Annotated in this window: 27 protein-coding genes; 3 read left to right on the top strand and 24 right to left on the bottom strand. The window is 65.0% G+C overall.

The window, feature by feature from the left end; genetic code table 11:
- Window positions 1-151: 151 nt before the first annotated feature.
- The 6 genes from ACUJB0_RS10705 to ACUJB0_RS10680 all read right to left on the bottom strand — a co-directional run bounded on the left by ACUJB0_RS10705 (window position 152) and on the right by ACUJB0_RS10680 (window position 4,795).
- Complete coding sequence (locus ACUJB0_RS10705) at window positions 152-616, bottom strand: hypothetical protein (RefSeq protein ID WP_444845208.1); 465 nt, start codon at window positions 614-616, stop codon at window positions 152-154.
- 7 nt (window positions 617-623) lie between these two features.
- Window positions 624-1,502: an extracellular catalytic domain type 1 short-chain-length polyhydroxyalkanoate depolymerase gene (locus ACUJB0_RS10700; RefSeq protein WP_444845207.1), complete on the bottom strand. Its 879-nt coding sequence runs from the start codon at window positions 1,500-1,502 to the stop codon at window positions 624-626.
- 77 nt (window positions 1,503-1,579) lie between these two features.
- The gene (locus ACUJB0_RS10695; RefSeq protein ID WP_444845206.1) at window positions 1,580-2,803 is read right to left on the bottom strand and encodes a sensor histidine kinase; all 1,224 of its coding nucleotides are present in this window, start codon (window positions 2,801-2,803) and stop codon (window positions 1,580-1,582) included.
- Entirely contained in the window at window positions 2,796-3,497 is a 702-nt protein-coding gene (locus ACUJB0_RS10690; RefSeq protein WP_444845205.1) for a response regulator transcription factor, read from the bottom strand. Before ACUJB0_RS10690 ends, ACUJB0_RS10695 begins: the two co-directional genes overlap by 8 nt.
- 22 nt (window positions 3,498-3,519) lie before the next feature.
- A complete protein-coding gene (locus ACUJB0_RS10685; RefSeq protein ID WP_444845204.1) occupies window positions 3,520-3,975 on the bottom strand; it encodes a VOC family protein in 456 nt (151 codons plus the stop codon).
- A gap of 58 nt (window positions 3,976-4,033) precedes the next feature.
- Window positions 4,034-4,795, bottom strand: a complete 762-nt coding sequence (locus ACUJB0_RS10680; protein ID WP_444845203.1) for a helix-turn-helix transcriptional regulator — start codon at window positions 4,793-4,795, stop codon at window positions 4,034-4,036.
- Between the two features lie 90 nt (window positions 4,796-4,885).
- On the opposite strand from ACUJB0_RS10680, the gene ACUJB0_RS10675 reads away from it, so the two are divergent.
- The gene (locus ACUJB0_RS10675) at window positions 4,886-5,662 is read left to right on the top strand and encodes a class I SAM-dependent methyltransferase (RefSeq protein WP_444845202.1); all 777 of its coding nucleotides are present in this window, start codon (window positions 4,886-4,888) and stop codon (window positions 5,660-5,662) included.
- 54 nt (window positions 5,663-5,716) lie between these two features.
- Complete coding sequence (locus ACUJB0_RS10670; RefSeq protein ID WP_444845201.1) at window positions 5,717-6,172, top strand: DUF2244 domain-containing protein; 456 nt, start codon at window positions 5,717-5,719, stop codon at window positions 6,170-6,172.
- Here the strand turns inward: ACUJB0_RS10670 and ACUJB0_RS10665 are convergent.
- Genes ACUJB0_RS10665 through ACUJB0_RS10655 form a run of 3 tightly spaced genes read right to left on the bottom strand, consistent with a single transcriptional unit; the run spans window position 6,166 to window position 7,444 of the window.
- Entirely contained in the window at window positions 6,166-6,678 is a 513-nt protein-coding gene (locus ACUJB0_RS10665) for an NADPH-dependent FMN reductase (RefSeq protein WP_444845200.1), read from the bottom strand. The two genes, ACUJB0_RS10670 and ACUJB0_RS10665, sit on opposite strands and share 7 nt — an antisense overlap.
- Window positions 6,675-6,950 (bottom strand): type II toxin-antitoxin system RelE/ParE family toxin, encoded by a 276-nt coding sequence (locus ACUJB0_RS10660; protein ID WP_444845199.1) that lies wholly within the window; start codon window positions 6,948-6,950, stop codon window positions 6,675-6,677. The genes ACUJB0_RS10665 and ACUJB0_RS10660 overlap by 4 nt, the downstream gene beginning before the upstream one ends.
- Window positions 6,947-7,444 (bottom strand): hypothetical protein, encoded by a 498-nt coding sequence (locus ACUJB0_RS10655; RefSeq protein WP_444845198.1) that lies wholly within the window; start codon window positions 7,442-7,444, stop codon window positions 6,947-6,949. The genes ACUJB0_RS10660 and ACUJB0_RS10655 overlap by 4 nt, the downstream gene beginning before the upstream one ends.
- 29 nt (window positions 7,445-7,473) lie before the next feature.
- Between ACUJB0_RS10655 and ACUJB0_RS10650 the strand changes: the two genes are divergently transcribed.
- Window positions 7,474-7,896: a DUF2628 domain-containing protein gene (locus ACUJB0_RS10650; RefSeq protein ID WP_444845197.1), complete on the top strand. Its 423-nt coding sequence runs from the start codon at window positions 7,474-7,476 to the stop codon at window positions 7,894-7,896.
- A gap of 53 nt (window positions 7,897-7,949) precedes the next feature.
- Here ACUJB0_RS10650 and ACUJB0_RS10645 read toward each other — a convergent pair whose 3' ends face one another.
- From ACUJB0_RS10645 to rsmH, 15 genes are all read right to left on the bottom strand, one after another.
- Entirely contained in the window at window positions 7,950-8,453 is a 504-nt protein-coding gene (locus tag ACUJB0_RS10645) for a peroxiredoxin (RefSeq protein ID WP_444845196.1), read from the bottom strand.
- A gap of 83 nt (window positions 8,454-8,536) precedes the next feature.
- Window positions 8,537-9,760 (bottom strand): cell division protein FtsZ, encoded by a 1,224-nt coding sequence (gene ftsZ / locus ACUJB0_RS10640; RefSeq protein ID WP_444845195.1) that lies wholly within the window; start codon window positions 9,758-9,760, stop codon window positions 8,537-8,539.
- A gap of 121 nt (window positions 9,761-9,881) precedes the next feature.
- On the bottom strand, window positions 9,882-11,114 hold the full coding sequence (ftsA, locus tag ACUJB0_RS10635; RefSeq protein ID WP_008445439.1) for a cell division protein FtsA: 1,233 nt from the start codon (window positions 11,112-11,114) through the stop codon (window positions 9,882-9,884).
- 35 nt (window positions 11,115-11,149) lie between these two features.
- Window positions 11,150-11,953, bottom strand: a complete 804-nt coding sequence (locus ACUJB0_RS10630) for a cell division protein FtsQ/DivIB (RefSeq protein ID WP_444845194.1) — start codon at window positions 11,951-11,953, stop codon at window positions 11,150-11,152.
- Window positions 11,954-11,961: 8 nt separating this feature from the next.
- On the bottom strand, window positions 11,962-12,921 hold the full coding sequence (locus ACUJB0_RS10625; RefSeq protein ID WP_161082606.1) for a D-alanine--D-alanine ligase: 960 nt from the start codon (window positions 12,919-12,921) through the stop codon (window positions 11,962-11,964).
- Between the two features lie 2 nt (window positions 12,922-12,923).
- Entirely contained in the window at window positions 12,924-14,315 is a 1,392-nt protein-coding gene (gene murC, locus ACUJB0_RS10620; RefSeq protein WP_444845193.1) for a UDP-N-acetylmuramate--L-alanine ligase, read from the bottom strand.
- Window positions 14,312-15,379, bottom strand: coding sequence for an undecaprenyldiphospho-muramoylpentapeptide beta-N-acetylglucosaminyltransferase (gene murG, locus ACUJB0_RS10615; protein ID WP_444845192.1), 1,068 nt, complete (start codon window positions 15,377-15,379; stop codon window positions 14,312-14,314). Before murG ends, murC begins: the two co-directional genes overlap by 4 nt.
- Window positions 15,376-16,596 carry a putative lipid II flippase FtsW gene (ftsW, locus tag ACUJB0_RS10610; RefSeq protein WP_444845191.1) on the bottom strand — a complete coding sequence of 407 codons (1,221 nt, stop codon included), beginning with the start codon at window positions 16,594-16,596 and terminating at the stop codon, window positions 15,376-15,378. Before ftsW ends, murG begins: the two co-directional genes overlap by 4 nt.
- Window positions 16,596-18,113, bottom strand: coding sequence for a UDP-N-acetylmuramoyl-L-alanine--D-glutamate ligase (murD, locus tag ACUJB0_RS10605; RefSeq protein WP_444845190.1), 1,518 nt, complete (start codon window positions 18,111-18,113; stop codon window positions 16,596-16,598). The genes ftsW and murD overlap by 1 nt, the downstream gene beginning before the upstream one ends.
- Window positions 18,113-19,282: a phospho-N-acetylmuramoyl-pentapeptide-transferase gene (gene mraY / locus ACUJB0_RS10600; protein ID WP_444845189.1), complete on the bottom strand. Its 1,170-nt coding sequence runs from the start codon at window positions 19,280-19,282 to the stop codon at window positions 18,113-18,115. The genes murD and mraY overlap by 1 nt, the downstream gene beginning before the upstream one ends.
- A 2-nt stretch (window positions 19,283-19,284) precedes the next feature.
- Window positions 19,285-20,682 carry a UDP-N-acetylmuramoyl-tripeptide--D-alanyl-D-alanine ligase gene (locus tag ACUJB0_RS10595; protein ID WP_444845188.1) on the bottom strand — a complete coding sequence of 466 codons (1,398 nt, stop codon included), beginning with the start codon at window positions 20,680-20,682 and terminating at the stop codon, window positions 19,285-19,287.
- The gene (locus ACUJB0_RS10590; protein ID WP_444845187.1) at window positions 20,682-22,238 is read right to left on the bottom strand and encodes a UDP-N-acetylmuramoyl-L-alanyl-D-glutamate--2,6-diaminopimelate ligase; all 1,557 of its coding nucleotides are present in this window, start codon (window positions 22,236-22,238) and stop codon (window positions 20,682-20,684) included. The genes ACUJB0_RS10595 and ACUJB0_RS10590 overlap by 1 nt, the downstream gene beginning before the upstream one ends.
- On the bottom strand, window positions 22,235-24,010 hold the full coding sequence (locus ACUJB0_RS10585) for a peptidoglycan D,D-transpeptidase FtsI family protein (RefSeq protein WP_444845186.1): 1,776 nt from the start codon (window positions 24,008-24,010) through the stop codon (window positions 22,235-22,237). Before ACUJB0_RS10585 ends, ACUJB0_RS10590 begins: the two co-directional genes overlap by 4 nt.
- Complete coding sequence (gene ftsL, locus ACUJB0_RS10580; protein WP_117013026.1) at window positions 24,007-24,282, bottom strand: cell division protein FtsL; 276 nt, start codon at window positions 24,280-24,282, stop codon at window positions 24,007-24,009. Before ftsL ends, ACUJB0_RS10585 begins: the two co-directional genes overlap by 4 nt.
- Window positions 24,279-25,247 (bottom strand): 16S rRNA (cytosine(1402)-N(4))-methyltransferase RsmH, encoded by a 969-nt coding sequence (gene rsmH / locus ACUJB0_RS10575; protein ID WP_444845185.1) that lies wholly within the window; start codon window positions 25,245-25,247, stop codon window positions 24,279-24,281. The genes ftsL and rsmH overlap by 4 nt, the downstream gene beginning before the upstream one ends.
- Window positions 25,248-25,252: the final 5 nt, after the last annotated feature.

The raw sequence follows: 25,252 nt of genomic DNA, 5'->3' as shown, positions 1-25,252 counted from the left end.
ATAGATGCTGCGCAGGTTTTCCGGGCGGGTGGCGGTGGACAGGAGAAGCTCCTTGCTGCAGGTCCGTGCGGACCACTGGGAACGTCATCATGGCGACGTCCGGAGCCAGGACCAGGGCTGAGCCCGGTCATGTGGATTATAGCAAAGCGGCTCAGCGTATGCCGGCGGTGCCACCGTCTTGGAAGAGTCCGTAGGCTTCCGGCGCGTAGACCGACTGCACCAGCCAGCCGGCCTTCTGCTCGTAGGTGAAGTTGTAGTCGTGGATGCGCACCGGCCACTTGAGCCGGCAAGTCTTGTCGTCGAAGTCGATTTTTCCGATGTACTCGCTGTCCTTGGTTTTCTTCAAGTCCTGGCGGAACTGCATCTCCGCGCCGAACAGCTCGGCGTAATGGTCGTTGAAGGCGAGCTTGGTCACGCGCAGCGGCCGGTCGCCATCAAAGGGGGACAGCAGCAGCAACGGAAATTTATACAGCCGCGCCGAGGCGCCCGGCTCGTCCCGCAGCGCGGCAGCGCGCACGGCCACCCAGGCCGCGCGCAGGCTGTCCGGCGTCGGCGTCTGGCAGGCCAGCGCCGGGACCGACATGGCGGCCAACAACAATGCGATGAGAGATTTCATGCCCGCATTATAAACGGCGGTGCTTGTCGAAGAAGTTCCAGATGACGTCGTTGGCGTCGATGTCGCGGCTGGTCTGGCCGATCGGTAGGCCGACATTGAACGGATCGGCGCCGGGCCAGGTATGGCCGCCCTCCCTGACGGTCGCCAGCGCCACGCTCAGCTGCCCGTTGCCGCGCTCCACCCAAGCCACGTCGGTGCCGTCGCCGGGGTCGCTGTCGATCACGCGCCGGCTCGCGCCTGCGGCGTCCAGGCCATTCCACTTCAACCAATAGCTGTAGCTGTCCTCGGCCGACAAATAGCCGCCCGGCTTGCCGCCATACGCCACCACTTGGTCCGCCGTGCCGTGGACCAGCAGTACCCCGACCTTGCCCGGCTTGGTGTGGTGCTGCACCACCGGTTCCGGCATCGGCCCGCCCACCGATGCCACCGCCGCGAACAGGTGCGGCAACTCGGTCGCGATGCGCAGCGTGAAGAAGCCGCCGCGCGACAGGCCGGTCGCGTACACGCGCTTGCCGTCGATGCGGTAGTCCTGCTTGAGCTTGGTGAGCAGCGCTTCGGTGAAGCCGATATCGTCGGTCCCCTCAAGATAGGACATGCCGAAGCCGACATTCCAGTCCTGCTTGACGCCCATGGGGTAGACAACGATGAACTGGTGACGGTCGGCGGCGCGGTTCATTTGCGTGTACAGCATCTGTTCGGCCATGGTCATGCCGCTGCCGTGGAAGTTGAAGACGACCGGGTAGGCCTTCTGCGGCTGGCCGGCGTATGACGGCGGGGTGTAGACCAGGTAGCGGCGCTTCTCCTCCTTGTGTACGAGGGATTGCACCTGGGCGAAGGCCGGGAAGGCGGCGCAGGCCAGGACGGCAAGGCTGATCAGTATTTTCATGGGGCTGGTCTCGGTTAAGTTGACGAGCACCCAGCATAAAAAACTGGTGGTGAAACCCTGGTGAAATCCGGCCACTTTCAGCGCGAGCGACGCGGGACGATGTCAACACGATATGCCGTCGCGCCGGCATGGAACTCCACTTCCCAGCGCATGGCCCCAGCGATCCGGCGTAGCAAATGCTGGCCGTGCTGGAAGCCTTGCGTGGCGCCCGGCCGCGCAGGGTCGACAGTGTTGCTCAGGCTAAGCACGCCGTCGGCAAACGACAGCGACAACCGCGAGCCGGCGCCGCCATGGAACAGGGCATTGCCCAGGCAGTTGTTGACGAGCAGCGTGGACAGATGGCGGTTGCCCCGCACCTCCAGCCGGTCAGGCAGGTCGAGCGCCAACCGATCATCTGCCCATGCGTCGCTGTCCATCAAGCGCAGCAGGCACTCCTCGATGCAGCCGCGCAGGTCAAAGGCCTGCTCCGCGATATGCTCCGCGCGCGCCAGTGCGAACAGCACGTCGATGGTAGCGCCGATTTCACCGACGCCTGTGCGCAGCTGGGCAACGTCGTCCGCGCCCAGCGCAGCCGCTTGCGCCGGGCCGAGGATATTGTTCATGACCGTCAGCGGCGTGCGCAGCTCGTGGCTGACGTCGCGCGTGAACGCGTGCTCGCGGTCCAGCGCGGTCTGCAGTTCGGCGATGGTCGCGCCAAGCTTGCGCGCAAGGTAGCCGATTTCATCGCGGCGATGCCGGGCACTGAATTCAACCGGGCCTTGCTGCGGCAGGGTCCGCACTTCGCTCGCCAGCACCTGCAGCGGCGCGACCAGCCGGCGCGACAGCCAGTAAGCCAGCAACAGCGCCAGCGCGATCAAGCCCAGCGCAACCGAGGCCAGCACCCCGCCGACATCGCGGAACAGCTGCGACACCACCAGCAGCGGACGGACATCGGCCAACAGGTAGACACGCTGCGGGCCGGCCTGCGCGGGCAGGTCGAGCGTGCGGAGGTGATAGTGCTGGCCGCTGCCGGTGGATATCTCAGCACGCAATTGGCCGGCCGCGACGCGCTCGCGCACGGCGGACGGCAGCGCCGCCGCGCTGCGGTAGACCTGCATCATGGCGTCGCCGGGCGACGGGACTTCGCCGTGCAGGCGGAAATGTGCCGTCATCGCGGCGGCCTCCCGTTCCAGCAGGCGATCGATCAGCATGTCTTCGGTGACGTAGGAAATGACCAGCGCCAGCCCGGTGTAGCACAGGCAAATCAGGACGGTGAAACCGGCCAGCGCGGCGAACAGGCCATGCCGGATCGACTTAAACATCGGCCGCCTCCTCCGGCGCCAGCCGATAGCCGAGCTGCGGTATGGTGACGACCATCTTCCCGACGCCGGCCAGCTCCAGCTGCTTGCGCAGCGCATAAATGTGCGATTTGAGGGCATCGCTGTCCGGCGGGTTGGCGCCCCACAGCTCGTGCATCAGTGCCGACCGGGACACGGCGTGCGGAAACGCGGCGCACAGCACCAGCAGGATCTTGAAGCCGGCCTGCGTCAACGGCAGCGGCGCGCCGTCGCACAAAGCGCGCTTTTCGCGCGGCAGCAGCGTGAGCGGGCCAACCCGCAGCTCCTGGCCGACGTGCAGCTGTCCGCGCCGCGCCAGCGCCTCGCAACGCAGGGCAAGCTCGCGCAGGTCGAACGGCTTGGTCAGGTAATCGTCCGCGCCTTCGTTGAAGCCGCGCGCCTTGTCTTCGAAGGCGTCGCGGGCGGTGAGCATCAACACCGGCACGTTGCGCGGCGCACGCGCCTTGATCGCGCGGCAGACCTCCAGCCCATCGAGGTCGGGAAGATTCAGGTCGAGCAGCACGACGTCGTACGGGTTGTGCGTCGCCAGGTCGATGGCCAGCGTGCCGGTGGCGGCGTGGTCGGTCTGCCACTTCAGCCCATCGAGGAAGGCTACTATCTGGCGCGCGATCGCCGCGTGGTCCTCCACCACCAGTATCGTCAAGGGCTTGCGTTTCATCGGGCAGCCGGCTCCCACCCAATCAGGGCGCCACGCGTTTCGGTTCCCAGAGTTCGATCTTGTTCCCTTCCGGATCGAGTATCCAGGCGAAGCGGCCGTTCGGGTCGTCGTCGGTGCGCTTCAGGATGGCGACGTCTTTCGCTTTCAGCCGGGCGAGGAAGGCGTCCATATCGTCGACCGCGTAGTTGACCATGAACTCGCTGGTCGATGGCGCGAAGTATTTGGTCGTGGCCGGGAAGGCGCTCCAGATCAGCGCCGGCGGATGCTGGGGCGCGTCGTAGCGCAGCTTGGCGCCGCCCCACACTTCCAGCGGCATGCCCAGCACGTCGCGATACCACGCCGCCAGCGCCTTCGGGTCCTTGGCCTTGAAGAACACGCCGCCAACGCCGGTGATATGTCCGGCCGGCTCGGCAGCCGCAGAGACGCCCGGCCCGGCCATCATCAACGCTCCCACGCACAGCATCGCTATCGTTCGCATCCCTGCTCCTTGGTTGTTGGTTCCGATGACTTTATCCGATCTGGCGGCGCTTGTCCCGCTACAGCAGCATCACCAGCTTCAGGTCGTGCCGCTTGGCCAAGTGCAGCGTCACCTGATTGAAGTCCAGATCGCCCTGCTGCGGATGGCGGAAGCGGCGCAGGCCACCTTCCCTGCCGACCACGTCCTGCAAGGTCCACAGCTCGGCGAAGGTGGCGCTGGTCCCGGACAGTTCGGCGATCAGGCCGGCCAGCGGCTGCTCGCTGGCGTGCCGGCCGATGTCTGCGCGGAACTCGGCCACCAGCCGGCGGGCGCGCTCCGGCCAGTCGACAATCAGTTCGCGCGCCGCCGCGTCGGCGAACATGTAGCGCAACAGGTTTGGCCGGGACTGCGGCTGCGGCGTCAGCCAGCCTGCGAACAGCTGCGCCGCCTGCGGATTCCACGCCACCGCGTCCCACTGACGGTCGAGGATGTAGGCCGGGGCGCCGATGGCCGCGACCACCGCGTCCAGCGCTTCGGCGGTATCGCCGCCGTCGTCGTCATGGTGCGGATCGAGCCGGTCGGCCAGGCCGAACAGATATGCGCGCTCGGCGGCCGACAGCCGCAGCACCTCCGCTAGCCGCGCCAGCATCTTGCTGGACGCCTGCACCTCCCTGCCCTGTTCCAGCCACGTCAGCCAGGTCGGGCTGACATCGCACAATTGCGCCAGTTCTTCGCGCCGCAAGCCGGGCGTGCGGCGGCGCCCGCCACCGGGCAGGCCGACGCTGTCGGGCTTGATGCGTTCGCGATGGGCGCGGATAAATTCGCCGAGTTTGTTGTGCATGGTAGTTCTTATACCAGGATAAGTACTTGTCTTGTTACAGGATAAAAACACGCCTATTCTGCCCTGACTCGTCCCTTCCTGGAGAAAAACATGAAACAGCAAGCCATCGTCGCCCAGCAGTTCGGCAATACCGCCAGTGCCTACCTCACCAGCACCGTCCACGCGCAAGGCGCCGACCTGGCCGCGCTGCGCGAGATCGCCCGCGTGCTGGGGCCGCATCCAACGATACTGGACCTGGGCTGCGGCGCCGGCCACGCCAGCTTCGCCGTGGCGCCGGTCGCCAAGTCGGTGACGGCGTTCGACCTGTCGGCGGAAATGCTGGCCGTGGTGGCCGGCGCCGCCCGCGAGCGGGGCCTGGACAACGTGCTCACGCAGCAGGGCAACGTGGCCAGCCTGCCGTTCGCGGATGCCTCGTTCTGCATGGTGGTCACGCGCTTCTCGGCGCACCACTGGCTGGACGTGCCGGCCGCGCTGCGCGAAGTGAAACGGGTGTTGAAGAAGGGCGGCGTGCTGATCGTCATCGACATCACCGCGCCGGAAATCCCGCTGCACGACACCACCTTGCAGGCGATCGAGCTGCTGCGCGACGGCTCGCATGTGCGCGACTACCGGCCGTCCGAATGGCAGGCGATGCTGGAAGGCGCGGGCTTCAGCTGCGAGCGCGTCAGCGACTGGAAGCTGGAGATGAAGTTCGACGAATGGACCGCCCGCATGCGCACGCCGGCCGAACGCGTGACGGCGATCCGCAGCCTGTTCGCCACGGCGCCGGAGGAGACGCAGCACTATTTCGCCGTGCAGGCCGACTGCTCGTTCTCGATCGACTCGACCTTGTTCAAGGCCAAGCACAACTTCGGCGATATCTACTGACGCCGGCGCGCGCGCGAAGCGCGATATACTTGGAGCACGTCCAGGGAGAATGCGATGCCGCGCGATGTGCCATCGGAACCGCGCAGCTGGCTGTTGGAGCGCCGCTGCACACTGACCCAGCGCCAACTGGCGCTGGTGTTCGCGTCGCTGTGCGTGCCGTCGGCGCTGGTGGCGATGGCGTTCCTGTGGCAGGGGTATTGGTATGTGCTGGTCTACGCCGCGCTGGAGCAGGCGGCGCTGGCGGCCTGCCTGCGCTACTGCGCGCGCCATCGCGACGACTACGACCGCATCGATATTTCGCACGGCGCCATCGTGGTGGAGCAGCGCCGGGGCCGCCAATGCAGCGCGCGGCGTCTGCACCGGCGCACCACCCGCCTGCTGCCGCCACGGCGCGACAGCGATCCGATCCAACTGGAAGACCACGGCGAGCAGATCGAAGTGGGCCGCTTCCTCGGCGCGGCCCAGCGGCGCCGGCTGGCCGTTGAACTGGCACGCTGCCTGGGTTACTGATCCGCCTTCAAGGCCAGCAAGGCCGCCCGCAGCATGCCGCAGATCTGCGGATCGGCACGCATCGCCTCCTCGCTCAGGTTGGCGCCCAGCAGCGGCAGGGTAATCGACGCGGCTTCCACCACGCGGGCCGACATCACAGTGATGGTTTCACGCAGTGACGCATAGGCATGGGTGGCGCGCGGCGAGGCGTTCAGCAAGGCCACCGGCTTGTCGATAAAGGATTCGTTGCCGACCATCCAATCGAGGCCGTTCTTGATCGTGCCGGTCACGCCGTGCGCGTATTCCGGGCTGGCGATAACCACCGCATCGGCGGCCAGCAAGGCGTCGCGCAGCGCGGCAACAACGGGTGGCGGCTCGGCGATATCAGGATTAAACAACGGCAGCTGTCCGAGTCCTTGGTACAGCCGCACCTCGATACCGAGCGGCGCCACATCGGCCATCACGCGCAGCAGCATCGAGTTGATCGAGGCGGCCCGCAGGCTACCGGATATGGCAATTACTTTCATGGGTATTTTCTGCTGGTATGTATCACGTTCAGCAAGGTGACTGTGGTCAGGTCATCAATGAATACAACAACGTAGTGCTTATGCACCACCAGTTCAAATGTACCTTTCACCCGGCCTCTCCGTCGAGGAAAATTCGGATCGGCCAATTGGTCAGCCTGATCGTCGATCAGATCACACAGCTGAGAGGCAGCGACAGGATTGTCACGTGCGATATATCGCTCGATATCGTCCAGATCAGCGAGATAGGTCGCGGTCCGAACAAGTTCCCTCATGGTGCACCGCGACTCGCTTTTTTCGCAGCTCGAATAGCGGCCCACTCGGCTGCTGAAAAAACGCGATTGGAACCATCCCGCAATCCGGCCAGCGCCGCGCTTATCTTGGCTTTTGCCCAATCCGCATGATCCGCTTCGCTAGAGGCTACGTGCCAACCGCTGGTATCCACCGCGACCTGCCAGATACCTATTTTGCGCAACAACGATAGAGCTTCGTGTATATCCGTGAATTCCAGACGCGTATTGTCGCCGCCCGCCAATGTGGATGTTCCCTCCGCAGTGGCGAGCCGGACCTCAAAAACGTCCGCCACAGCAAACAGTGTGACGGATGCTATCTCTCCCAATGCATGGCGCTGCGCCAGTCCCTCCCAACTCAGAAAACTCATCACTTCCTCCATCGAACGCACCTTGGAAATCATACCTCCATTTTTCAGCCGGCGATGAAGCCACATGTGACGCCCATCAAATCCCGCCCGCCAGACGTTGCCAAACATCAATATTTAACCTGATCCGGAATGACAATATGAAGCACGATCACTGCCCGAAGGAGACCAACGTGGACGATTGCAAAACAGCCGGAACTTCGCTGCCGTCAGACCTGCCGCAGATCTGGCGCATCCGCTTCGATTTGATTGAGTTGGCGGGCGGCCCCAATCTGCCGAGGAAAAAAAAACTGACCAGTAGTGAGCGCATGCGGACGCAGTTCAACGTGTGGGCATTCCTGTTCGGTCCGCTCTACTATCTGGCCAAAGGGATGTGGCGCAAGGCGCTGGCGTACTGGCTGATCGGCTTCATGCTGCTGTTTGTGGTCGAGGTCACCATGCAGGACATCGACTGGACACTGCTGGAAAAAGCAGTTGGAATCGCCACGACCGCGCTATACGCGCTACGCGCCAACATCGACTACTACAAGAAAATGGTCTTGCACGATAACGGCTGGTGGTAAAGACAAACGGCGCCTCGGCGCCGTTTGCTCACTACATCAAACCAGTCCGGCGCTTACGCCTGGGCCAGCAGGGTCTCGGCGTTCGATACTTCGAACTTGCCGCCTTGTTCGATGTTCAGTTGCGTCACGACGCCGTTCTCGACCAGCATCGAGTAGCGCTGCGAGCGAGTGCCCATGCCGAACTTGCTGAAGTCGGCGTCCAGGCCCAGGGCCTTGGAGTAAGCGGCGTTGCCGTCGGCCATCATGCGGACGGTGCCGGTGGCTTTCTGGTCGCGGCCCCATGCGCCCATGACAAAGGCGTCATTGACCGAGATGCACCAGATTTCGTCGACGCCCTTGGCTTTCAGCTCGGCGGCGTGCTTGACGTAGCCTGGCACGTGCTGTGCCGAGCAGGTCGGGGTGTAGGCGCCTGGCAGGCCGAAGATCGCGATCTTCTTGCCCTTGACCAGGTCTTGTACGTTGAACGTGTTCGGGCCCAGCGAGCAGCCTTCGGTTTCGGTTTCGATGAATTCGGACAGGGTGCCTTCTGGCAGGGTGTCGCCAATCTTGATGGTCATGGATGACTCCTTTTATAAATGTTGAAACGTAAAAAAGCCGCGCCAAGGCGCGGCTTTCACCGGCTTAGAGCCAGCAGTATGCCTTAATCCGCCTGCTTGCGCAGGAAGGCAGGAATGTCGTAGGTTTCCATGCCATTCTTTTCCATCGCGCGCACCTGCTCGGAAGCCGATTCGCGACGCCATACGGCCGGCGCCTTCATGCCGTCGAACGCTGGCGACGCGCCGCCGCCCATGCCGCTGGTGGCGCCCATCGACACCGACGACGAAGCCGCGCCACCCAGTGCAGCCGATGGCATCATCGGGCTGTTGTGGGTGCCGGTGCGCAGCATCTGCTGAGGAACCAGCTGCACGTGCTTCTTGGTCTTGCCCAGGCCAGTGGCGACCACGGTCACGCGGATGTCGTCGCCCATGCTGTCGTCGTAGGCGATACCCTGGGCGATCGACGCGTCCGGCGCGGCGAAGGCGCGCACGGCGGCCATGACTTCCTTGATCTCTTTACCCTTCAGGCCACGCGACGCGGTCACGTTCACCAGCACCCCACGGGCGCCCGACAGGTCGACGCCGTCCAGCAGCGGCGAAGCCACTGCCTGCTCGGCGGCGATACGCGCGCGGTCGATGCCGTTCGCGGTCGCGGTGCCCATCATGGCCTTGCCCTGCTCGCCCATAATGGTCTTGACGTCGTTGAAGTCGACGTTGATGTGGCCCGGCACGTTGATGATCTCGGCGATACCGGCGACGGCGTTGTTGAGCACATCGTCGGCGTGCTGCAGCCATTCGATCAGCGATTCGTCTTCGTAGATCTCTTCGAGCTTCTCGTTGAGGATCACGATCAGCGAGTCGACGTTGGCCGACAGCTGTTCCAGGCCTTCATCGGCGATGTCCATGCACTTCTGGCCTTCGTGCGAGAACGGCTTGGACACCACGGCCACGGTCAGCGCGCCCAGCGACTTGGCCACTTCGGCCACGATCGGTGCGGCGCCGGTGCCGGTACCGCCGCCCATGCCGGCGGCGATGAAGACCATGTGCGCGCCGCGCAGCGAGTCTTCAATGCGCTGGCGCGATTCCTCGGCCAGCTTGCGGCCGACGTCCGGCTTCATGCCGGCACCCAGGCCGGTCTCGCCGATCTGGATGACGTTGTGGGCCTTGGAGGTGGACAGCGCCTGCGCATCGGTATTCGCGGCGATGAACTCGACGCCGGCCATACCCTTGTTGATCATGTGTTGAACTGCATTGCCACCTGCTCCGCCGACTCCGACGACCTTGATGACGGTGCCCAAAGCTGCGTTATCGACCATATCAAACTCCATGATGTGACTCCCTATCAGAATGCGGTTTTCAAGCGCCAGTCCTCATATCGTTAGAAGAACTGGGGATTGAAAACTGCGGTTTTAATATAAAAAATTTAGTGTGTTTAGTGCTTCAAAGCGTTTAAAAATTCCCGAGGAACCATTCCTTCATGCGCTGCCAAACTGCCTTCACCGAACCATCCTGCCGCGTGACGATATGGCCACGCAGGTACTGCTTTTTCGCTTCCAACAACAGGCCAAGCACGGTCGCGTAGCGCGGGCTGCGCACCACGTCGGCCAGCTGGCCACGGTAGTCCGGCGTGCCAAGGCGCGCCGGCTTGAGGAATATATCTTCCGCCATCTCGACCATGCCAGGCATGATCGCGGTGCCGCCGGTGAGCACGATGCCCGACGACAGCACGCCTTCGTAACCCGACTCGCGCACCACCTGGTGCACCATGGCGAACAGCTCTTCAACGCGCGGCTCGATCACGGCGGCCAGCGCCTGGCGCGACAGGTTGCGCGGGCCACGGTCGCCCAGGCCCGGCACTTCCAGCGTCTCGCCCGGATCGGCCAGCACCTGCTTGGCCACGCCGTAGCGGATCTTGATCTCTTCCGCTTCCGAGGTCGGCGTGCGCAGCGCCATCGCGATGTCGTTGGTGATCTGGTCGCCGGCGATCGGGATCACGGCGGTGTGGCGGATCGCGCCGTCCGAGAACACGGCGACGTCGGTGGTGCCGCCGCCGATGTCAATCAACACCACGCCCAGTTCCTTCTCGTCCGGCGTGAGCACAGCGTCGGCCGATGCCATCGGCTGCAAAATCAGGTCCGACACTTCCAGGCCGCAGCGGCGCACGCACTTGACGATGTTCTGCACCGCCGACACGGCGCCGGTGACGATATGCACCTTCACTTCCAGCCGGATGCCGCTCATGCCGATCGGCTCGCGCACGTCTTCCTGGCTGTCGACGATGAACTCCTGCGGCACCGTGTGCAGCAGCTGCTGGTCGGTCGGGATGTTGACCGCCTTGGCCGTCTCGATCACGCGCGCCACGTCGGTGGCCGTCACTTCCTTGTCCTTGATGGCGACCATGCCGCTCGAATTGAAGCTGCGGATATGGCTGCCCGCGATGCCGGCGTAGACATTGCGGATTTTGCAGTCGGCCATCAGCTCCGCCTCTTCCAGCGCGCGCTGGATCGATTCGACGGTCGCTTCGATGTTGACCACCACGCCCTTCTTCAGGCCTTTCGATTCGTGCTGGCCCAACCCGATCACCTCGTGGCGTCCATCGCCCATCACCTCGGCCACCACGGCCACCACTTTCGAGGTGCCAATATCGAGGCCGACGATCAGGTTTTTCGCGTCTTTTGTCATGTCTTTTAGCCTACTCTCTCGCCTGCTGTTACTGCTTAGTGTTGTGGTTTAACGTTGTTCTTTTTAACTGCCGCTTTGGGCTTGGTTCCCTCGGTGGGAATCTTCAATCCCGCCGCGCTCAGGGCCAACCCGTTCTGGTACCGCATATCGATGGTCTCGATGTTCTGCAAGTGCTCCACCAGCTGCGGATAAATTCCCATCAGGCGGTCCACCCTTTCCTTCAACGTGGTGCTGGTCTGCTCGCGACCCAGCGCCACGCTCATGCCGTTGTTCAGCTTCACCGTCCACGCATAGCGCCCCGACAGCGACAGCGATTCCGGCACCAGCTTGAGCGGCGCGAACCAGGCACGCAGCTCGTCGTAACGCGACAGCACTTCCTTCTCGCTGCCGTCCGGTCCATCGAACTCCGGCAGCGTGTGATCCTCTTCCGCCTCGGCCAGGTTGGCGGTGAACACATCGCCCTTGGTCGAGAGCAGCTTGCCGTCCTCGCCCCAGGTACCGAGCGCCTCGTGCTCCTCCAGGGCCACGATCAGCTGGTCCGGCCACTCGCGGCGCACCGTTGCGCGGCGTACCCAGGGCACCGATTCAAACGCCTGGCGCACCGCATCCAGATTCGTCGTGAAGAAGTTGCCCTTGATGCGGCCCAACGCGTTGCTGCGCAGCGTCAGGTGATTCACATGCTTTAACTCGTCCTGTCCGATCGTCTCGATCCGGATCGTGCGCAGCGTGAACATCGGCCGCTGCGCCACCCACCACACGCCTGCCGCGATGCATGCCAACAGCGTCAGGACGAAAATGCCGCTGGCGGTTGCATTCAAAGCTTTAGCGTCTTGCCACATCGTGCTGCTTAACCCTTCATTTTCAAACGCGCCGTGCGCAGGATTTCCACGCACAGGTCTTCATAGCTGATGCCTTCCGCGCGCGCCGCCATCGGCACCAGCGAGTGGCCGGTCATGCCGGGCGAGGTGTTCACCTCCAGCAGGAACGGCTTCTGGTCGCTCTCGCGCAGCAGGAAGTCGACCCGTCCCCAGCCCTCGCAGCCGATGGCGCGGTAGGCCAGCACCGCCAGGCGCTGCATCTCCTGCGTCAGCGCTTCCGGCAGCACGGCCGGGCAGAAATACTTGGTGTCGTCGGTGAAGTACTTGTTCTGGTAATCGTAGTTGCCTTGCGGGGCCACGATCTCCACCACCGGCAGCGGACGCGCGTTAGCGCCGGAGCCCAGCATGGCGACCGTGAACTCGCGGCCGGTGACGAATTCCTCGGCCAGCACCGAGTCGTCCAGCGCGGCGGCGATGTCGAAGGCGGCCTTGAATTCATTGGCGGCGCTGACCTTGGTGATGCCGATGGTCGAACCTTCATGCGGCGGCTTGACGATCAGCGGCAGGCCCAGGTCGGCGCAGACGGCGTCCAGGTCGGAGCTCGCGTTGAGCACCGCGTAGCGCGGCGTCGGCAGGCCGGCGGCCAGCCAGACGATCTTGGTGGTGATCTTGTCCATGCCCACCGAGCTGGCCATCACGCCGCTGCCGGTGTACGGAATGCCCAGCAGTTCCAACGCGCCCTGCAGGCTGCCGTCTTCGCCGAAGCGGCCGTGCAGCGCGATGAACACGCGGTCGAATTTTTCGGCGGCCAGTTCGGCCAGCGTACGCAGGCCCGTGTCGAACAGGTGGGCGTCGATGCCCTTGCTTTGCAGGGCAGCCAGCACGCCGTTGCCGGACATGATGGACACTTCGCGCTCGGCGGAACGGCCGCCGTACAGCACGCCGACCTTGCCGAAAGCTTTTGCGTCAACAGGAGTAAGGTGATTCACTTTCAGACCTTTGGATAGTTAGTCAGTTTGGCAGGGACGCCGCTGATCGAGCCTGCGCCCATGGTCATGACGACATCGCCGTCACGCACCACGCCCATGATGGTTTCCGGCATATCGCCGATCGCCTCCACAAAAATCGGTTCGGTCTTGCCACGCGCGCGCAATGCGTGCGCCAGCGAGCGGCCGTCGGCGGCCACGATGGGCGCTTCGCCGGCGGCGTAGACTTCCGCCAGCACCAGCACGTCCACGGTGCCCAGCACCTTCACGAAATCCTCGAACAGGTCGCGCGTGCGGCTGTAGCGGTGCGGCTGGAAGGCCAGCACCAGGCGGCGGCCAGGATAGGCGGCGCGCGCGGCGGCGGTGGTCACTTCCATTTCCAGCGGGTGGTGGCCGAAGTCGTCCACCAGCGTGAAGCTGCCACCGCCTGGAATGGCGACGTCGCCGTATTTGGTGAAGCGGCGGCCCACGCCCGCGAAGGCGGCCAGGCCGGCCTGGGTGTCCTTGTCCTCGATGCCGATCTCGCGCGCGATGGCGATGGCCGAGCAGGCGTTCTGCACGTTGTGCAGGCCGGGCTGGTTCAGCACCACGTCCAGGTCTGGGTAGCCTTCCTGGATGACGGTAAAGTGCATCTCGACGCCGACCGCGCGGGCGTTCACGGCGCGTACTTCGGCGTCCTCGTGGAAGCCGTAGGTAGTCACGGGCTTGGTCACCTGCGGCAGGATCGAGCGCACGTGCTGGTCGTCGATGCACAGCATGGCGCGGCCGTAGAACGGCAGGCGGTGCGTGAAGTGGACGAAGGCCTGCTTGAGCTTTTCGAAATCGTGCTCGTAGGTTTCCATGTGGTCGGCGTCGATGTTGGTGATCACCTCGATCATCGGCGTCAGGTTCAGGAACGATGCATCCGATTCGTCGGCTTCGGCCACCAGGTAGTCGCCGGTGCCCAGCTTGGCGTTGGCGCCGGCGGCGGTCAGGCGGCCGCCGATGACGAAGGTCGGATCGAGGCCGCCCTGCGCCAGCACCGATGCGACCAGGCTGGTGGTGGTGGTCTTGCCGTGCGTGCCGGCGATGGCGATGCCGCGCTTCAGGCGCATCAACTCGCCCAGCATCACGGCGCGCGGCACGATGGGGATCTTGCGGGCGCGCGCGGCCACCACTTCCGGGTTGTCCTGCTGGACGGCGGTCGAGGTGACGACGGCGTCCGCGTCGCCGATGTTGCCGGCGGCGTGGCCCTGATAGACGGTGGCGCCCATGTCGGCCAGGCGCTGGGTGACGGAGTTGCTGCCCAGGTCCGAGCCGGACACGGTGTAGCCAAGCGTGAGCAGCACTTCGGCGATGCCGCTCATGCCGCTGCCGCCGATGCCGACGAAGTGAATATTCTGTACTTTATGCTTCATGCTAGTTGTTCCAATACTTGTGCGATAGCGTCGTTCGCATCGCGTTTGCCGACATCGCGCGCGGCCATCGCCATGGTCTGGCAGGCGCCGCGTGTCAGCGTTTCCAACAGCGTCGCCACACTCTGCGCGCTCATTTCCGATTGCGGCATGTGGATCGCCGCGTTCTGTTTCGCCATCCATTGCGCGTTGTCGCGCTGATGGCTGGTGGTCGATGCGACCAGCGGCACCAGCACGCTGGCCACGCCGGCGGCGGTCAGCTCCGACAAGGTGATCGCGCCTGCGCGGCAGATCACCACGTCGGCCTGGCTGTAGGCCGCCGCCATGTCGTCGATGAAGTCGACCACGTTCGCTTCCACGCCCGCCTCGGCGTACGCGGCGCGCAGTGCATCGATGTTCTTCTTGCCCGATTGGTGCGTCACCTGCGGACGCTGCGCGGCCGGGATCAGCGCCAGCGCGGCCGGCAGGTTGTCGTTCAGCGCTTTCGCGCCAAGGCTGCCGCCCACCACCAGGATGCGCAGCGGACCTTCGCGGCCGAAGAAACGCAGGTCCGGCGCCGGCAGGTCCAAAATCTCCTTGCGCACCGGGTTGCCGGTGACGACGGCCTTGCTGGCGGCCTTGCCGAAGTTGGCCGGGAAACCGAAGCACACGCGATCGGCGAACGGCACCAGCGTTTTATTCGACAGCAGCAGCGCGGCGTCGGCGTTGACCAGCACCAGCGGCACGCCGCGCAGGCGCGCCATCAGGCCACCCGGCACGGTGACGTAGCCGCCCATGCCGAGCACCACGTCCGGCTTGCGGCTGCCGATGTAGCCGAAGCAGGCGGCGAAGGCCTTGACCATCTTGGCCGCGCCGCCCAGCGTGTGCGCCAGGCCCTTGCCGCGCATCCCGGTGAAGTCGATGCTGTCCATCGCGATGCCGTGCTTGGGCACCAGGTCCTGTTCCATGCCGGCGGCGGTACCCAGCCAGGTCACTTCCCAGCCGCGCGCGCGCAAGGTCTGCGCGATCGCCAGGCCGGGGAAAATGTGGCCGCCGGTGCCGGCCGCCATGATCATCAGTCGTTTCATAATCTGCCACCACGCATCAGGACCCGGTTCTCGTAATCGATCCGGAGCAGGATCGCGAGTCCGATGCAGTTAATAACCACGCCCGTGCCGCCATAGCTCATCAGCGGCAGGGTCAAGCCCTTGGTCGGCAGCAGGCCAAGGTTGACGCCCATATTGATAAAGGTCTGCACGCCGATCCAGATGCCGATGCCCTTGGCCGTCAGGCCGGCAAAGGTCTGGTCAATGGCGATGGCCTGGCGGCCGATGTCGAAGGCGCGCTTGATCAGCCAGTAGAACAGGGCGATCACCACCAGCACGCCAGCCAGGCCGAGTTCCTCGCCGATCACGGCCAGCAGGAAGTCGGTGTGCGCTTCCGGCAGGTAGTGCAGCTTTTCGACGCTGCCGCCCAGGCCAACGCCAAAAATCTCGCCGCGCCCGAAGGCGATCAGCGAGTGGGTCAGCTGATAGGCCTTGTTCAAGGCGTTGTCCTCTTCCCACGGGTTCAGATACGCGAAGTAGCGCTCGCGGCGGAATTTCGACAGCGCGATGATGGAGCCGAAGATCACCACCAGCACCGCGCCGATGCCGCCGAACCAGATGGCGTTGATCCCGCCCAGGAACAGGATGCCCATGGCGATGCAGACGATCACGCCGAAGGCGCCCAGGTCCGGCTCCAGCAGCAGCAACAGGCCGACAAAGCCGACCGCCGCCGCCATCGGCATGAAGCCCTTGGTCAGCTTGTGCATGTATTCCTGCTTGCGCACGGTATAGTCGGCGGCGTACAGCACGGCCACGACTTTCATCAGTTCCGACGGCTGCACGTTGATCACCTTGAGCGACAGCCAGCGGCGGCCGCCGTTGACCACCACGCCCAGGCCGGGGATCAGCACCAGCACCAGCAGCACCAGGGTGCCGATGAACAGGTACGGCGCGGCCTTCTGCAGGTCGCAGATGCGGATGCGGAACACGAACAGGCCGGCCAGCAGCGAGACGGCGATGAACATCGCCTGCCGTTGCAGGAAGTAGGTGTTCTGCCAGCGTACGTAATTGGCGAACTTGGGCGAATCCGGCAGCGAGATCGAGGCCGAGTACACCATCACCATCCCGAGCAGCATCAATAGCAGCGTGACCCAGACCAGCGGCTGGTCGTATTCCATCATCTTCGATTGCCGCGCGCGGCTGTCCATCGACGGTGGCGTCGACTTGTCAGCAAAGCGGAACGGCATCTGGAAGGCCATCAGAGCTCCTGTCCAGCGTCGAGGGCGAGTTCGCGCACGGTGTCGATGAACACCTGGGCGCGATGCGCGTAGTTCTTGAACATGTCCATGCTGGCGCAGGCTGGCGAGAGCAGCACGGCGTCGCCGGCTTGCGCCAGTTCGCTGGCGCGCTTGACGGCTTGCGGCAGGTCGGTGCCGCAGTCTTCGATGTCATAGCCCAGGTCCGCCGAGGCTTCCAGCGCGGCGCGGATCCGCGGCGCGTCGCGGCCGATCAGCAGCACGGCGCGCACGTAGCGCGATACCGGTTCGGCCAGCGGCGTGAAGTCCTGGCCCTTGCCGTCGCCGCCCATGATGACCACCAGACGCTGGCTGGCGCCGGTGAAGGCCTTGCCCAAGCCGTTCAGGGCGGCCACGGTGGCGCCGACGTTGGTGCCCTTGCTGTCGTCGTAATATTCGACGCCGTTGATGGCGCTGACCAGTTCCACGCGGTGCGGCTGGCCGCGATATTCGCGCAGGCCATGCAGCAGCGGCGCCAGTGGCAGGTCGATGGCGCGGCACAGCGCCAGCGCGGCCAGCGCGTTGGCGGCGTTGTGCACGCCACGGATTTGCAGCGCGTCGGCCGGCATCAGGTTCTTGACCATGCATTCGACCGGTGGTGGCGGCGGATCGTTCTTCTTGCGTTTCTTCGGTTCGCCCTCTTCCTCGGCCGGGACGGCGGTGGCGAGCCACAGCACGCCACGTTCGCTGTTCAGGCCAAAGTCGTCGCGCAGCGTGGGCGCGTCGATGCCGAAGGTGACGTTGTGGCCGGTGGAGCTGGCCATGCGCATCACGGTGGCGTCGTCGCGGTTCAATACGCGCACGGTGTCGGCAGCGAAGATGCGGTGCTTGGCGGCGGCGTAGGACGGCATGTCGCCGTGCCAGTCCAGGTGGTCCTGAGTGACGTTCAATACGGTCGCGGCGTCGGCTTCCAGCGTGAAGGTGGTCTGCAGCTGGAAGGACGAGAGTTCCAGTACCCAGATGTCGGGCAGCGTGCCGTCGTCGAGCACTTCGCGCAGCACGTCCAGCGCGGCGGGGCTGATGTTGCCGGCCACGCGTACGGTCTTGCCGGCGCGTTCGCACAGCTGGCCGACCAGGGTGGTGACGGTGGTCTTGCCGTTGGTGCCGGTGATGGCGATGACCTTCGGCGTGTAGCCGCGTTCCTGCTCCAGCGCTTCCAGCGCCTGCGCGAACAGTTCGATCTCGCCCCATACCGGCACGCCGGCGGCGGTGGCGGCTGGCGAAATCTCTTTCAGTTCGCGGTACGGCGCCAGGCCGGGGCTGACGGCGACGAAGTCCACGCCTTCCAGCAGCGCAGCGCCGAACGGACCGGCGACGAACTCCGCGTCCGGCACGGCGGCGCGCAACGCGGGCAGACGCTCGGGCGCTTCGCGGGTATCGGCCACGCGCACGCGCGCGCCGCTGCGGGCGAGCCACAGCGCCATCGCCAGACCGGATTCACCCAGTCCCAGTACCAGTGCGTTTTTGCCTTCGTAGATCATCAGCGCAGTTTCAAAGTAGAGAGTCCGACCAGCACCAGCATCATCGTGATAATCCAGAAGCGCACGACGACCTGGGTCTCTTTCCAGCCTTTTTGTTCAAAGTGGTGGTGCAAGGGCGCCATCAGGAACACGCGGCGGCCGACGCCGTAGCGCTTCTTGGTGATCTTGAACCAGCCCACCTGGATAATCACCGACACCGTCTCGGCGACGAAGATGCCGCCCATGATGAACAGGACGATTTCCTGGCGCACGATGACGGCGATGGTGCCCAGCGCGCCGCCCAGCGCCAATGCGCCGACGTCGCCCATGAACACCTGGGCCGGGTGGGTGTTAAACCACAGGAAGGCCAGGCCGGCGCCGGCCAGCGCGCCGCAGAAGATAATCAGTTCGCCCGCGCCGGGAATGTGCGGGATGAACAGGTACTTCGAATACGTGGCGCTGCCGGTCAGGTAGGCGAACAGGCCAAGCGCCGAGCCGACCATAATCGTCGGCATGATCGCCAGGCCATCCAGGCCGTCAGTGAAGTTAACGGCGTTGCTGGTGCCGACGATGACACAATATGTCAGCGCGATGAAACCCCACACGCCCAGCGGGTAGCTGATGGTCTTGACGAAGGGGACGATCAGGTCGGCCTTCGGCGGCAGGTCCATCGAGAAGCCCGACTGCACCCACGCGAAGAACAGCTCGAACACCTTGCCGGCGTTGGGCGCGGACACCGAGAACGCCAGGTACAGCGCGGCGGCGAGACCGACCAGCGACTGCCAGAAGTATTTTTCCGCAGAGCGCATGCCTTCAGGATCCTGACGCACCACCTTGCGGTAGTCGTCGACCCAGCCGACCGCGCCGAAGCCCAGCGTGACGACCAGCACCGGCCAGATCAAACGGTTGGACAGGTCGCACCACAGCAGCGTGGAGACGCCGATGGCGATCAGCAGCAGCACGCCGCCCATGGTCGGGGTGCCGTGTTTTTTCAAATGGGTCTGCGGACCGTCGGTGCGGACGGCCTGGCCGTACTTCATGGCGGTCAGTTTGCGAATCACGGCCGGACCGGCCGACAGGCCGATGAGCAGCGCCGTCGCGGTGGCGAACACCGCGCGGAAGGTGATGAAGTTGAAGACCCGGAGGGGTCCGAGGTCCTGCTGAAAATACTGAGCGAGCCAAAGCAGCATGATTAGTGACTTTCCTTGTTAGCTTGTTGCGATCCAATCAAATGCTGCACGACCCGTTCCATTTTCATGAAGCGGGAGCCCTTGATTAATACGGTTGCATCCGGCGTGACGGCTGCTTCGACAGCAGCCAGCAGATCGCCGAAGTTTTCAAAATGACGAATGGACGCGCCACGCATGTGGGCGGCCAGTTCGCCGGTTACCAGCACCTGTTCGATGCCTTTGCTCTGCGCGTAAGCGCCGATTTCTTCGTGAAACTCGCGGCCCTGGGTGCCGACTTCGCCCATGTCGCCCAGCACCAGCACGCGCGGGGCGGCGGCCTTGGACAGCACGTCGATGGCGGCGCGCACCGAGTCCGGGTTGGCGTTGTAGCTGTCGTCGATGACGACGGCGCCGTTGGCCGCAGCCTTCTTCTGCAGGCGGCCATTGACCGGTGCGAAGGTGTCGAGGCCCAGTTTGATCTTGTCCAGCGCGATGCCGGCGGCATACGTGCAGGCCACGGCGGCCAGCGCGTTGCGCACGTTGTGGTCGCCCGCCGCCTGCAGGTTGACGAAGAACTGTTCCGGTTCTGCGCCGCCCTCGCGGATGGTGACGAACATCTCGTTGCCGAAATCGTTGGCGCGGAAGGTGCAGCTCACTTCCGCGTCCTTGGTCAGGCCGAAGCGCAGCACGCGGCGGCCGGCCGACAGTTCTTCCCAGATCGGCGTGAACTCGTCGCCATGCGGGAACACGGCCACGCCGTCGGCGGGCAGGCTGGCCAGCACGGCGCCGTTCTCGCGCGCCACCGCTTCCACGGTGTGCATGAATTCCTGGTGTTCGCGCTGGGCGTTGTTGACCATGGCGATGGTGGGCGCGGCGATGGCGCTCAGGCGGCCGATCTCGCCGGGATGGTTCATGCCCAGTTCCACCACGGCCGACTGCTGCTTCGCTTCCATGCGGAACAGCGTCAGTGGCACGCCGATTTCGTTATTCAGGTTGCCGCGCGTGGCCAGGCGGCCTTCTTCGCCGTGGGCGGCGGCCAGGATGGCGGCGATCATTTCCTTGACCGTGGTCTTGCCGTTGCTGCCGGTGACGCCGATGACGGGCATGGAGAACTGGCGGCGCCAGTGGTTGGCGATCTGGCCCAGCGCCACCAGCGTGTTGGGGACAACAAGCGCCGCGACGCCGGTCGATGCGGTCCAACCCTCCGGCAGTTCTTCAACAACGACAGCGGCGGCGCCCTTCTCCGCGACTTGCGCGAGGAAGTCGTGGGCGTCGAAAACCTCGCCGCGCAAGGCGACGAACAGCGAACCTGCAAATACGTTGCGGCTGTCGGTGGAGACGCCGCCAAATACAACTTCACCGGAGCCAATCAGCTTGGCGCCGGTCACAGAAGGCAGAATCTGTGCGAGTGCTGCACGCATCAATTCGTCCTCATCATGGTTAAGCGGGCCGACAGCGCCAGCTGCGCGTGGTCGGCGTCCGAGAATGGCAGTTTCTTGCCCTTGATTTCCTGGTACGGCTCGTGGCCTTTACCGGCCAGCAGGATCACGTCCGGCTTGCCGGCGTGCTTGATGGCCGACAGGATGGCGGCGGCGCGGTCGTCCAGCGTCTGCACCGTCGATGCCGGGTTGTTGCGGTCCATGCCGGCGACGATCTGCTCGATGATGGCGTGCGGGTCTTCGCTGCGCGGGTTGTCGCTGGTGACCAGCACATGGTCGGCCATCTGCGCGATCCTGCCCATCTGCGGGCGCTTGCCCGGATCGCGGTCGCCGCCGCAGCCGAACACGCACCACAGCTGGCCGCCACGGTCGGTGGCCACCGGGCGCAGCGCGGCCAGGGTCTTTTCCAATGCGTCCGGCGTGTGCGCGTAGTCGATGACGATCATCGGCGCGTCCTGGCCGCCGACTTGCTGCATGCGGCCCGGCGCAGGCTGCAGCGATTCGACCGCCTCGATGGCGGCGCGCAGGCCCAGGCCCTTGGCCAGCATCGCGCCCATCACGCCGAGCGCGTTGCTGATGTTGAAGTTGCCGACCAAATGCGTCTTGACCAGCGCCACACCGAGCGCGCACTCCAGGTGGAACTCTGTGCCCAGGCTGCGGCTGGCGCGCATCTGGCTGGCGCGCAGCATCAGCACGCCCTCGATGTCCGGTTGCGCGGCGGCGTCGAGCAGCGTGTAGCCGATCAGCGGAATGTGGCCGGCCAGCGGCGCGCGCGCCTTCAGGTGCGCGATCAGGCGCAGGCCCATCGGGTCGTCCAGGTTGACCACCGCCGTTTTCAGGCCTGGCCAGTCGAACAACTTGGTCTTGGCGGCCTCGTAGGCCTCCATGGTGCCGTGGTAGTCCAGGTGGTCGCGGGTCAGGTTGGTGAACAGCGCGACGTCGAAGTGCATGCCGGCCACGCGGCCTTGTTCCAGGCCGATCGACGATACTTCGATCGCCAGCGAGGCGGCGCCCTGCGTGCGCAGGTCGGCCAGCGTGCGCGCCAGCAGCACCGCGTCCGGCGTGGTGTAGCCGGTGACGTCGTATTCGACGTCGCCGCGCGCGCGGAACAGGCCCACGCCCAGCGTGCCGACGACGGCGGCCGGCTCGGCGCCGCGCGAGAGCGCGTGGCCCAGCCACACGGCGCTGGAGGTCTTGCCGTTGGTGCCGGTCACGCCGACGGTGAACATCGCGGCATCCGGCTGTTCATAAAACGCGTGGACGATCACGCCGGCGTGCTGCTTGAGCTTTTCGACGGTGATATAGGGGACGGCCCAGCTGTCGTCCCAGGTGAAGCCGGCCGGGTCGAACACCACCAGCGCGGCGCCTTGCTCGACGGCGCTGCCGATGAAGCTGCGGCCGTCGCCGGCGTCGCCGGGGTAGGCAAAAAACACATCGCCCAGCTTGATGCGTCGCGAATCCGAAGCCAGTTGCGCGGTCGGCGCGAGCTTGCGGATGGCGGCGGCGATTGCCAGCGGGTCGAAGTCAGAAGTCGTCACATGTTCTCCTGTGATGCATTATCAGGAATGATGATATGGGTAAGGGTCGAATCGGGCGTGATGTTCTTGGCGCGCAGCGCGTTGGCGGCCAGCGCGGAGAACACCGGGCCGGCCACGTCGCCGCCGACGTGCACCGGGCCACCCGGTTCGTCGATCATGACGGCGATGATGAAGCGCGGGTTCGACATCGGCGCCATGCCGACGAAGTTGCCGATGTATTTGGTTTGCGAGTAGTGGCCGTTGATGAACTTCTGCGCGGTGCCGGTCTTGCCGCCCACGCGGTAGCCAGGCACCTGCGCCTTGACGGCGGAGCCGCCCGGCTGCGTGACCATCTCCAGCATCTCGCGCATGTCGGCGGCGGTTTTGGCGCTGACCACCTGGGTGCCGTGCGGCGCCTCGGTCACCTTCTGGAACGACAGCGGGATGATGTCGCCGTCGCGGGCGTAGATCATGTAGGCGCGCGCCAGCTGGATCAGCGACACCGAGATGCCCTGGCCGAAGCTCATGTTGGCCTGCTCGATCGGGCGCCACGATTTGTACGGACGCACGCGGCCGGCCACGGCGCCGGGGAAGCCCCACTTGGGCTGCTGGCCGAAGCCGACCTTGGTGAACATCTCCCACATCTCCTGCGGCGGCATGCTCAATGCGATCTTCGAGGTGCCGATGTTGGACGACTTCTGGATGATGCCCTGCACGTCGATCATGTAGTGCGGGTGGGTGTCGTGGATCACGTGGTCGGCGATCACCATCGAACCGGCGCCGGTGTCGAACATGGTGTGCGGCGTGATGCGCTTCTCGTCCAGCGCCAGGCCGACGGTGAACGGCTTGAGCGAGGAACCCGGCTCGAAGGTGTCGGTCATCACGCGGTTGCGCAGCTGCTCGCCGGTCAGCTTGGAGCGGTCGTTGGGGTTATAGGTCGGCCAGTTGGCCAGCGCCAGCACCTCGCCGGTGTGCACGTCCAGCACCACTGCGGCGCCGGCCTTGGCGTGGAACTTCTCCACCGATTCCTTCACCTGGGTGAAGGCGATGTACTGGATCTTGCTGTCGATCGACAGCGTCAGGTCCTTGCCGTCGTGCGGCTCGCGCACCGATTCGATGTCCTCGACGATGCGGCCCAGGCGGTCCTTGATCACGCGGCGGCTGCCCGGCTGGCCCACCAGCGTCTTTTGCTGCGCCAGCTCCATCGATTCCTGGCCCACGTCTTCGACGTTGGTAAAGCCCACCACGTGGGTCGTCACTTCGCCCTGCGGGTAGAAGCGCTTGTATTCCTTGCGGGTCTGGATGCCGTCGATCCCCAGCTTGGTGATCTGGTCGGCCACGTCCTGCTCCACCTGGCGCTTCAGGTAGACGAAGCCGCGGTCAGAGTCGAGCTTTTTCTGCAGCTCGGCGTTGCTCATGTCGAGCAGGCGCGCCAGCTCCTTCAGTTTGGCCGGCGGCGCGTCCTGGACGTCGTCCGGGATCGCCCAGATGGCCTTGACCGGCACCGACGACGCCAGCACCTGGCCGTCACGGTCGGTGATCTTGCCGCGCGTGGCCGGCAGGTCGAGCGTGCGGGCGTAGCGGATCTCGCCCTGCTTCTGCAGGAACTGGGTCGACAGGCCTTGCAGCCACAGGGCGCGCGCGGCCAGGCCGGCGAAGGCGGCGAACAACACGAACAGCACCACGCGCGAACGCCATACCGGCAGGCGCACCGCCAGCACGGGGTTCTTCGAGAACGGCACGCCCTTGGAGGCGGCCACGCGCGAGGTGTTCACGTTGCTGCCGCGGCTCATTTCGATTCCTCCGGCGTCAGGTACTGCGTGCGCGCGGCGGTCAGCGGCGTCATGTTCAGGTCGCGGCGGGCGATTTCCTCGATGCGGGCGTGCTTGCCCAGCGTCGACTGGTCCAGCTGCAGCTGCGCCCATTCGATGTCGAGCTGGCGCGCCTGCGACTGCGTGCGTTCCAGTTCGATGAACAGATGGCGCGCCTGGTACTGGGCGTTCACCAGCGACAGCCCGCAGGCCACCAGCAAGGTGGCCAGCACCAGGTTGATCTTGCCGCTCATGCCGTACCCTTCACAGGCAATGGCAAACGGCGCGCCACCCGCATCACGGCCGAACGGGCGCGCGGGTTGGCGTCCACCTCGGCGTCGGACGGCTTGATCTTGGCCAGCAGCTTGAGCTCCGGCTGCGGCAGGTCGACCGCGCGGATCGGCAGCCGGCGGTCCGGCTGCTCGACGTTGGCCTTGGACGCGAAGAAGCGCTTGACCATGCGGTCTTCCAGCGAGTGGAAGCTGATGATGGCGATGATGCCGCCCGGCGCCAGGCTGTTCCAGGCTTGCGTCAGGCCGATCTCGAGGTCTTCAAGCTCTTTATTGATGAAAATCCGGATAGCCTGAAAGGTGCGGGTGGCCGGGTCCTTGCCCTTTTCCCGAGTCTTGACCGCGCCTGCCACGATGCCGGCAAGCTGTCGTGTGGTTGAAATTGGTTCGACTGCCCGGCGAGCAACAATCGCCTTTGCAATCTGAAAAGCAAACCGTTCTTCCCCATATTCTTTGATCACCTTTTCCAGTGTCTGTTCGGTTTCTGTGGCGAGCCACTCCGCCGCCGACATGCCGCGCGTGGTATCCATGCGCATGTCGAGCGGGCCGTCGTTACGGAAGCTGAAGCCGCGCGCGGCGTCGTCCACCTGCGGCGACGAGATGCCCAGGTCGAGCAGGATGCCGTCGGCCTGCGCCACGCCACGCTCGGCCAGCGCGGCCTGCATGGTGGCGAAGCTGTCGTGGACGATGGTGAAGCGCGGGTCGTTAATTTGTTCGGCGGTGGCGATCGCCTGCAGGTCTTTGTCGAAGGCGATCAGGCGCGCGTTGGCGCCCAGTTTGGACAGGATCAGGCGCGAGTGCCCGCCGCGGCCGAAGGTGCCGTCGACGTAGACGCCGCCGGCGCGCGCGCCGTCCAGCGCCAGCGCGTCGACCGCTTCGTCCAGCAGCACCGTCCGATGCTGAAATTCCGGCACCGATGTAGTAGTCATCACGG

The organism is Duganella caerulea, from assembly GCF_040362985.1.
Lineage (GTDB): Bacteria > Pseudomonadota > Gammaproteobacteria > Burkholderiales > Burkholderiaceae_D > Rugamonas > Rugamonas vulcania.
The sequence above is the reverse complement of the archived record's forward strand: the minus strand, read 5'-3'. Positions and strand labels throughout refer to the sequence as shown.

What these genes read in the sequence shown, in the direction of transcription:
- murD (WP_444845190.1), bottom strand. Translation starts at nt 18,113, where the DNA reads ATGATCTACGAAGGCAAAAACGCACTGGTACTGGGACTGGGTGAATCC.
- ACUJB0_RS10655 (WP_444845198.1), bottom strand. Translation starts at nt 7,444, where the DNA reads ATGTTTGGCAACGTCTGGCGGGCGGGATTTGATGGGCGTCACATGTGG.
- ACUJB0_RS10670 (WP_444845201.1), top strand. Translation starts at nt 5,717, where the DNA reads ATGCCGCGCGATGTGCCATCGGAACCGCGCAGCTGGCTGTTGGAGCGC.
- ACUJB0_RS10650 (WP_444845197.1), top strand. Translation starts at nt 7,474, where the DNA reads ATGAAGCACGATCACTGCCCGAAGGAGACCAACGTGGACGATTGCAAA.
- murG (WP_444845192.1), bottom strand. Translation starts at nt 15,379, where the DNA reads ATGAAACGACTGATGATCATGGCGGCCGGCACCGGCGGCCACATTTTC.
- ACUJB0_RS10645 (WP_444845196.1), bottom strand. Translation starts at nt 8,453, where the DNA reads ATGACCATCAAGATTGGCGACACCCTGCCAGAAGGCACCCTGTCCGAA.
- ACUJB0_RS10665 (WP_444845200.1), bottom strand. Translation starts at nt 6,678, where the DNA reads ATGAAAGTAATTGCCATATCCGGTAGCCTGCGGGCCGCCTCGATCAAC.
- ACUJB0_RS10705 (WP_444845208.1), bottom strand. Translation starts at nt 616, where the DNA reads ATGAAATCTCTCATCGCATTGTTGTTGGCCGCCATGTCGGTCCCGGCG.
- rsmH (WP_444845185.1), bottom strand. Translation starts at nt 25,247, where the DNA reads ATGACTACTACATCGGTGCCGGAATTTCAGCATCGGACGGTGCTGCTG.
- ACUJB0_RS10675 (WP_444845202.1), top strand. Translation starts at nt 4,886, where the DNA reads ATGAAACAGCAAGCCATCGTCGCCCAGCAGTTCGGCAATACCGCCAGT.
- ACUJB0_RS10660 (WP_444845199.1), bottom strand. Translation starts at nt 6,950, where the DNA reads ATGAGGGAACTTGTTCGGACCGCGACCTATCTCGCTGATCTGGACGAT.
- ftsW (WP_444845191.1), bottom strand. Translation starts at nt 16,596, where the DNA reads ATGGCCTTCCAGATGCCGTTCCGCTTTGCTGACAAGTCGACGCCACCG.
- ACUJB0_RS10685 (WP_444845204.1), bottom strand. Translation starts at nt 3,975, where the DNA reads ATGCGAACGATAGCGATGCTGTGCGTGGGAGCGTTGATGATGGCCGGG.
- mraY (WP_444845189.1), bottom strand. Translation starts at nt 19,282, where the DNA reads ATGCTGCTTTGGCTCGCTCAGTATTTTCAGCAGGACCTCGGACCCCTC.
- ACUJB0_RS10690 (WP_444845205.1), bottom strand. Translation starts at nt 3,497, where the DNA reads ATGAAACGCAAGCCCTTGACGATACTGGTGGTGGAGGACCACGCGGCG.
- ftsA (WP_008445439.1), bottom strand. Translation starts at nt 11,114, where the DNA reads ATGACAAAAGACGCGAAAAACCTGATCGTCGGCCTCGATATTGGCACC.
- ACUJB0_RS10585 (WP_444845186.1), bottom strand. Translation starts at nt 24,010, where the DNA reads ATGAGCCGCGGCAGCAACGTGAACACCTCGCGCGTGGCCGCCTCCAAG.
- ACUJB0_RS10595 (WP_444845188.1), bottom strand. Translation starts at nt 20,682, where the DNA reads ATGCGTGCAGCACTCGCACAGATTCTGCCTTCTGTGACCGGCGCCAAG.
- ftsL (WP_117013026.1), bottom strand. Translation starts at nt 24,282, where the DNA reads ATGAGCGGCAAGATCAACCTGGTGCTGGCCACCTTGCTGGTGGCCTGC.
- ACUJB0_RS10695 (WP_444845206.1), bottom strand. Translation starts at nt 2,803, where the DNA reads ATGTTTAAGTCGATCCGGCATGGCCTGTTCGCCGCGCTGGCCGGTTTC.
- murC (WP_444845193.1), bottom strand. Translation starts at nt 14,315, where the DNA reads ATGAAGCATAAAGTACAGAATATTCACTTCGTCGGCATCGGCGGCAGC.
- ACUJB0_RS10700 (WP_444845207.1), bottom strand. Translation starts at nt 1,502, where the DNA reads ATGAAAATACTGATCAGCCTTGCCGTCCTGGCCTGCGCCGCCTTCCCG.
- ACUJB0_RS10680 (WP_444845203.1), bottom strand. Translation starts at nt 4,795, where the DNA reads ATGCACAACAAACTCGGCGAATTTATCCGCGCCCATCGCGAACGCATC.
- ACUJB0_RS10630 (WP_444845194.1), bottom strand. Translation starts at nt 11,953, where the DNA reads ATGTGGCAAGACGCTAAAGCTTTGAATGCAACCGCCAGCGGCATTTTC.
- ftsZ (WP_444845195.1), bottom strand. Translation starts at nt 9,760, where the DNA reads ATGGAGTTTGATATGGTCGATAACGCAGCTTTGGGCACCGTCATCAAG.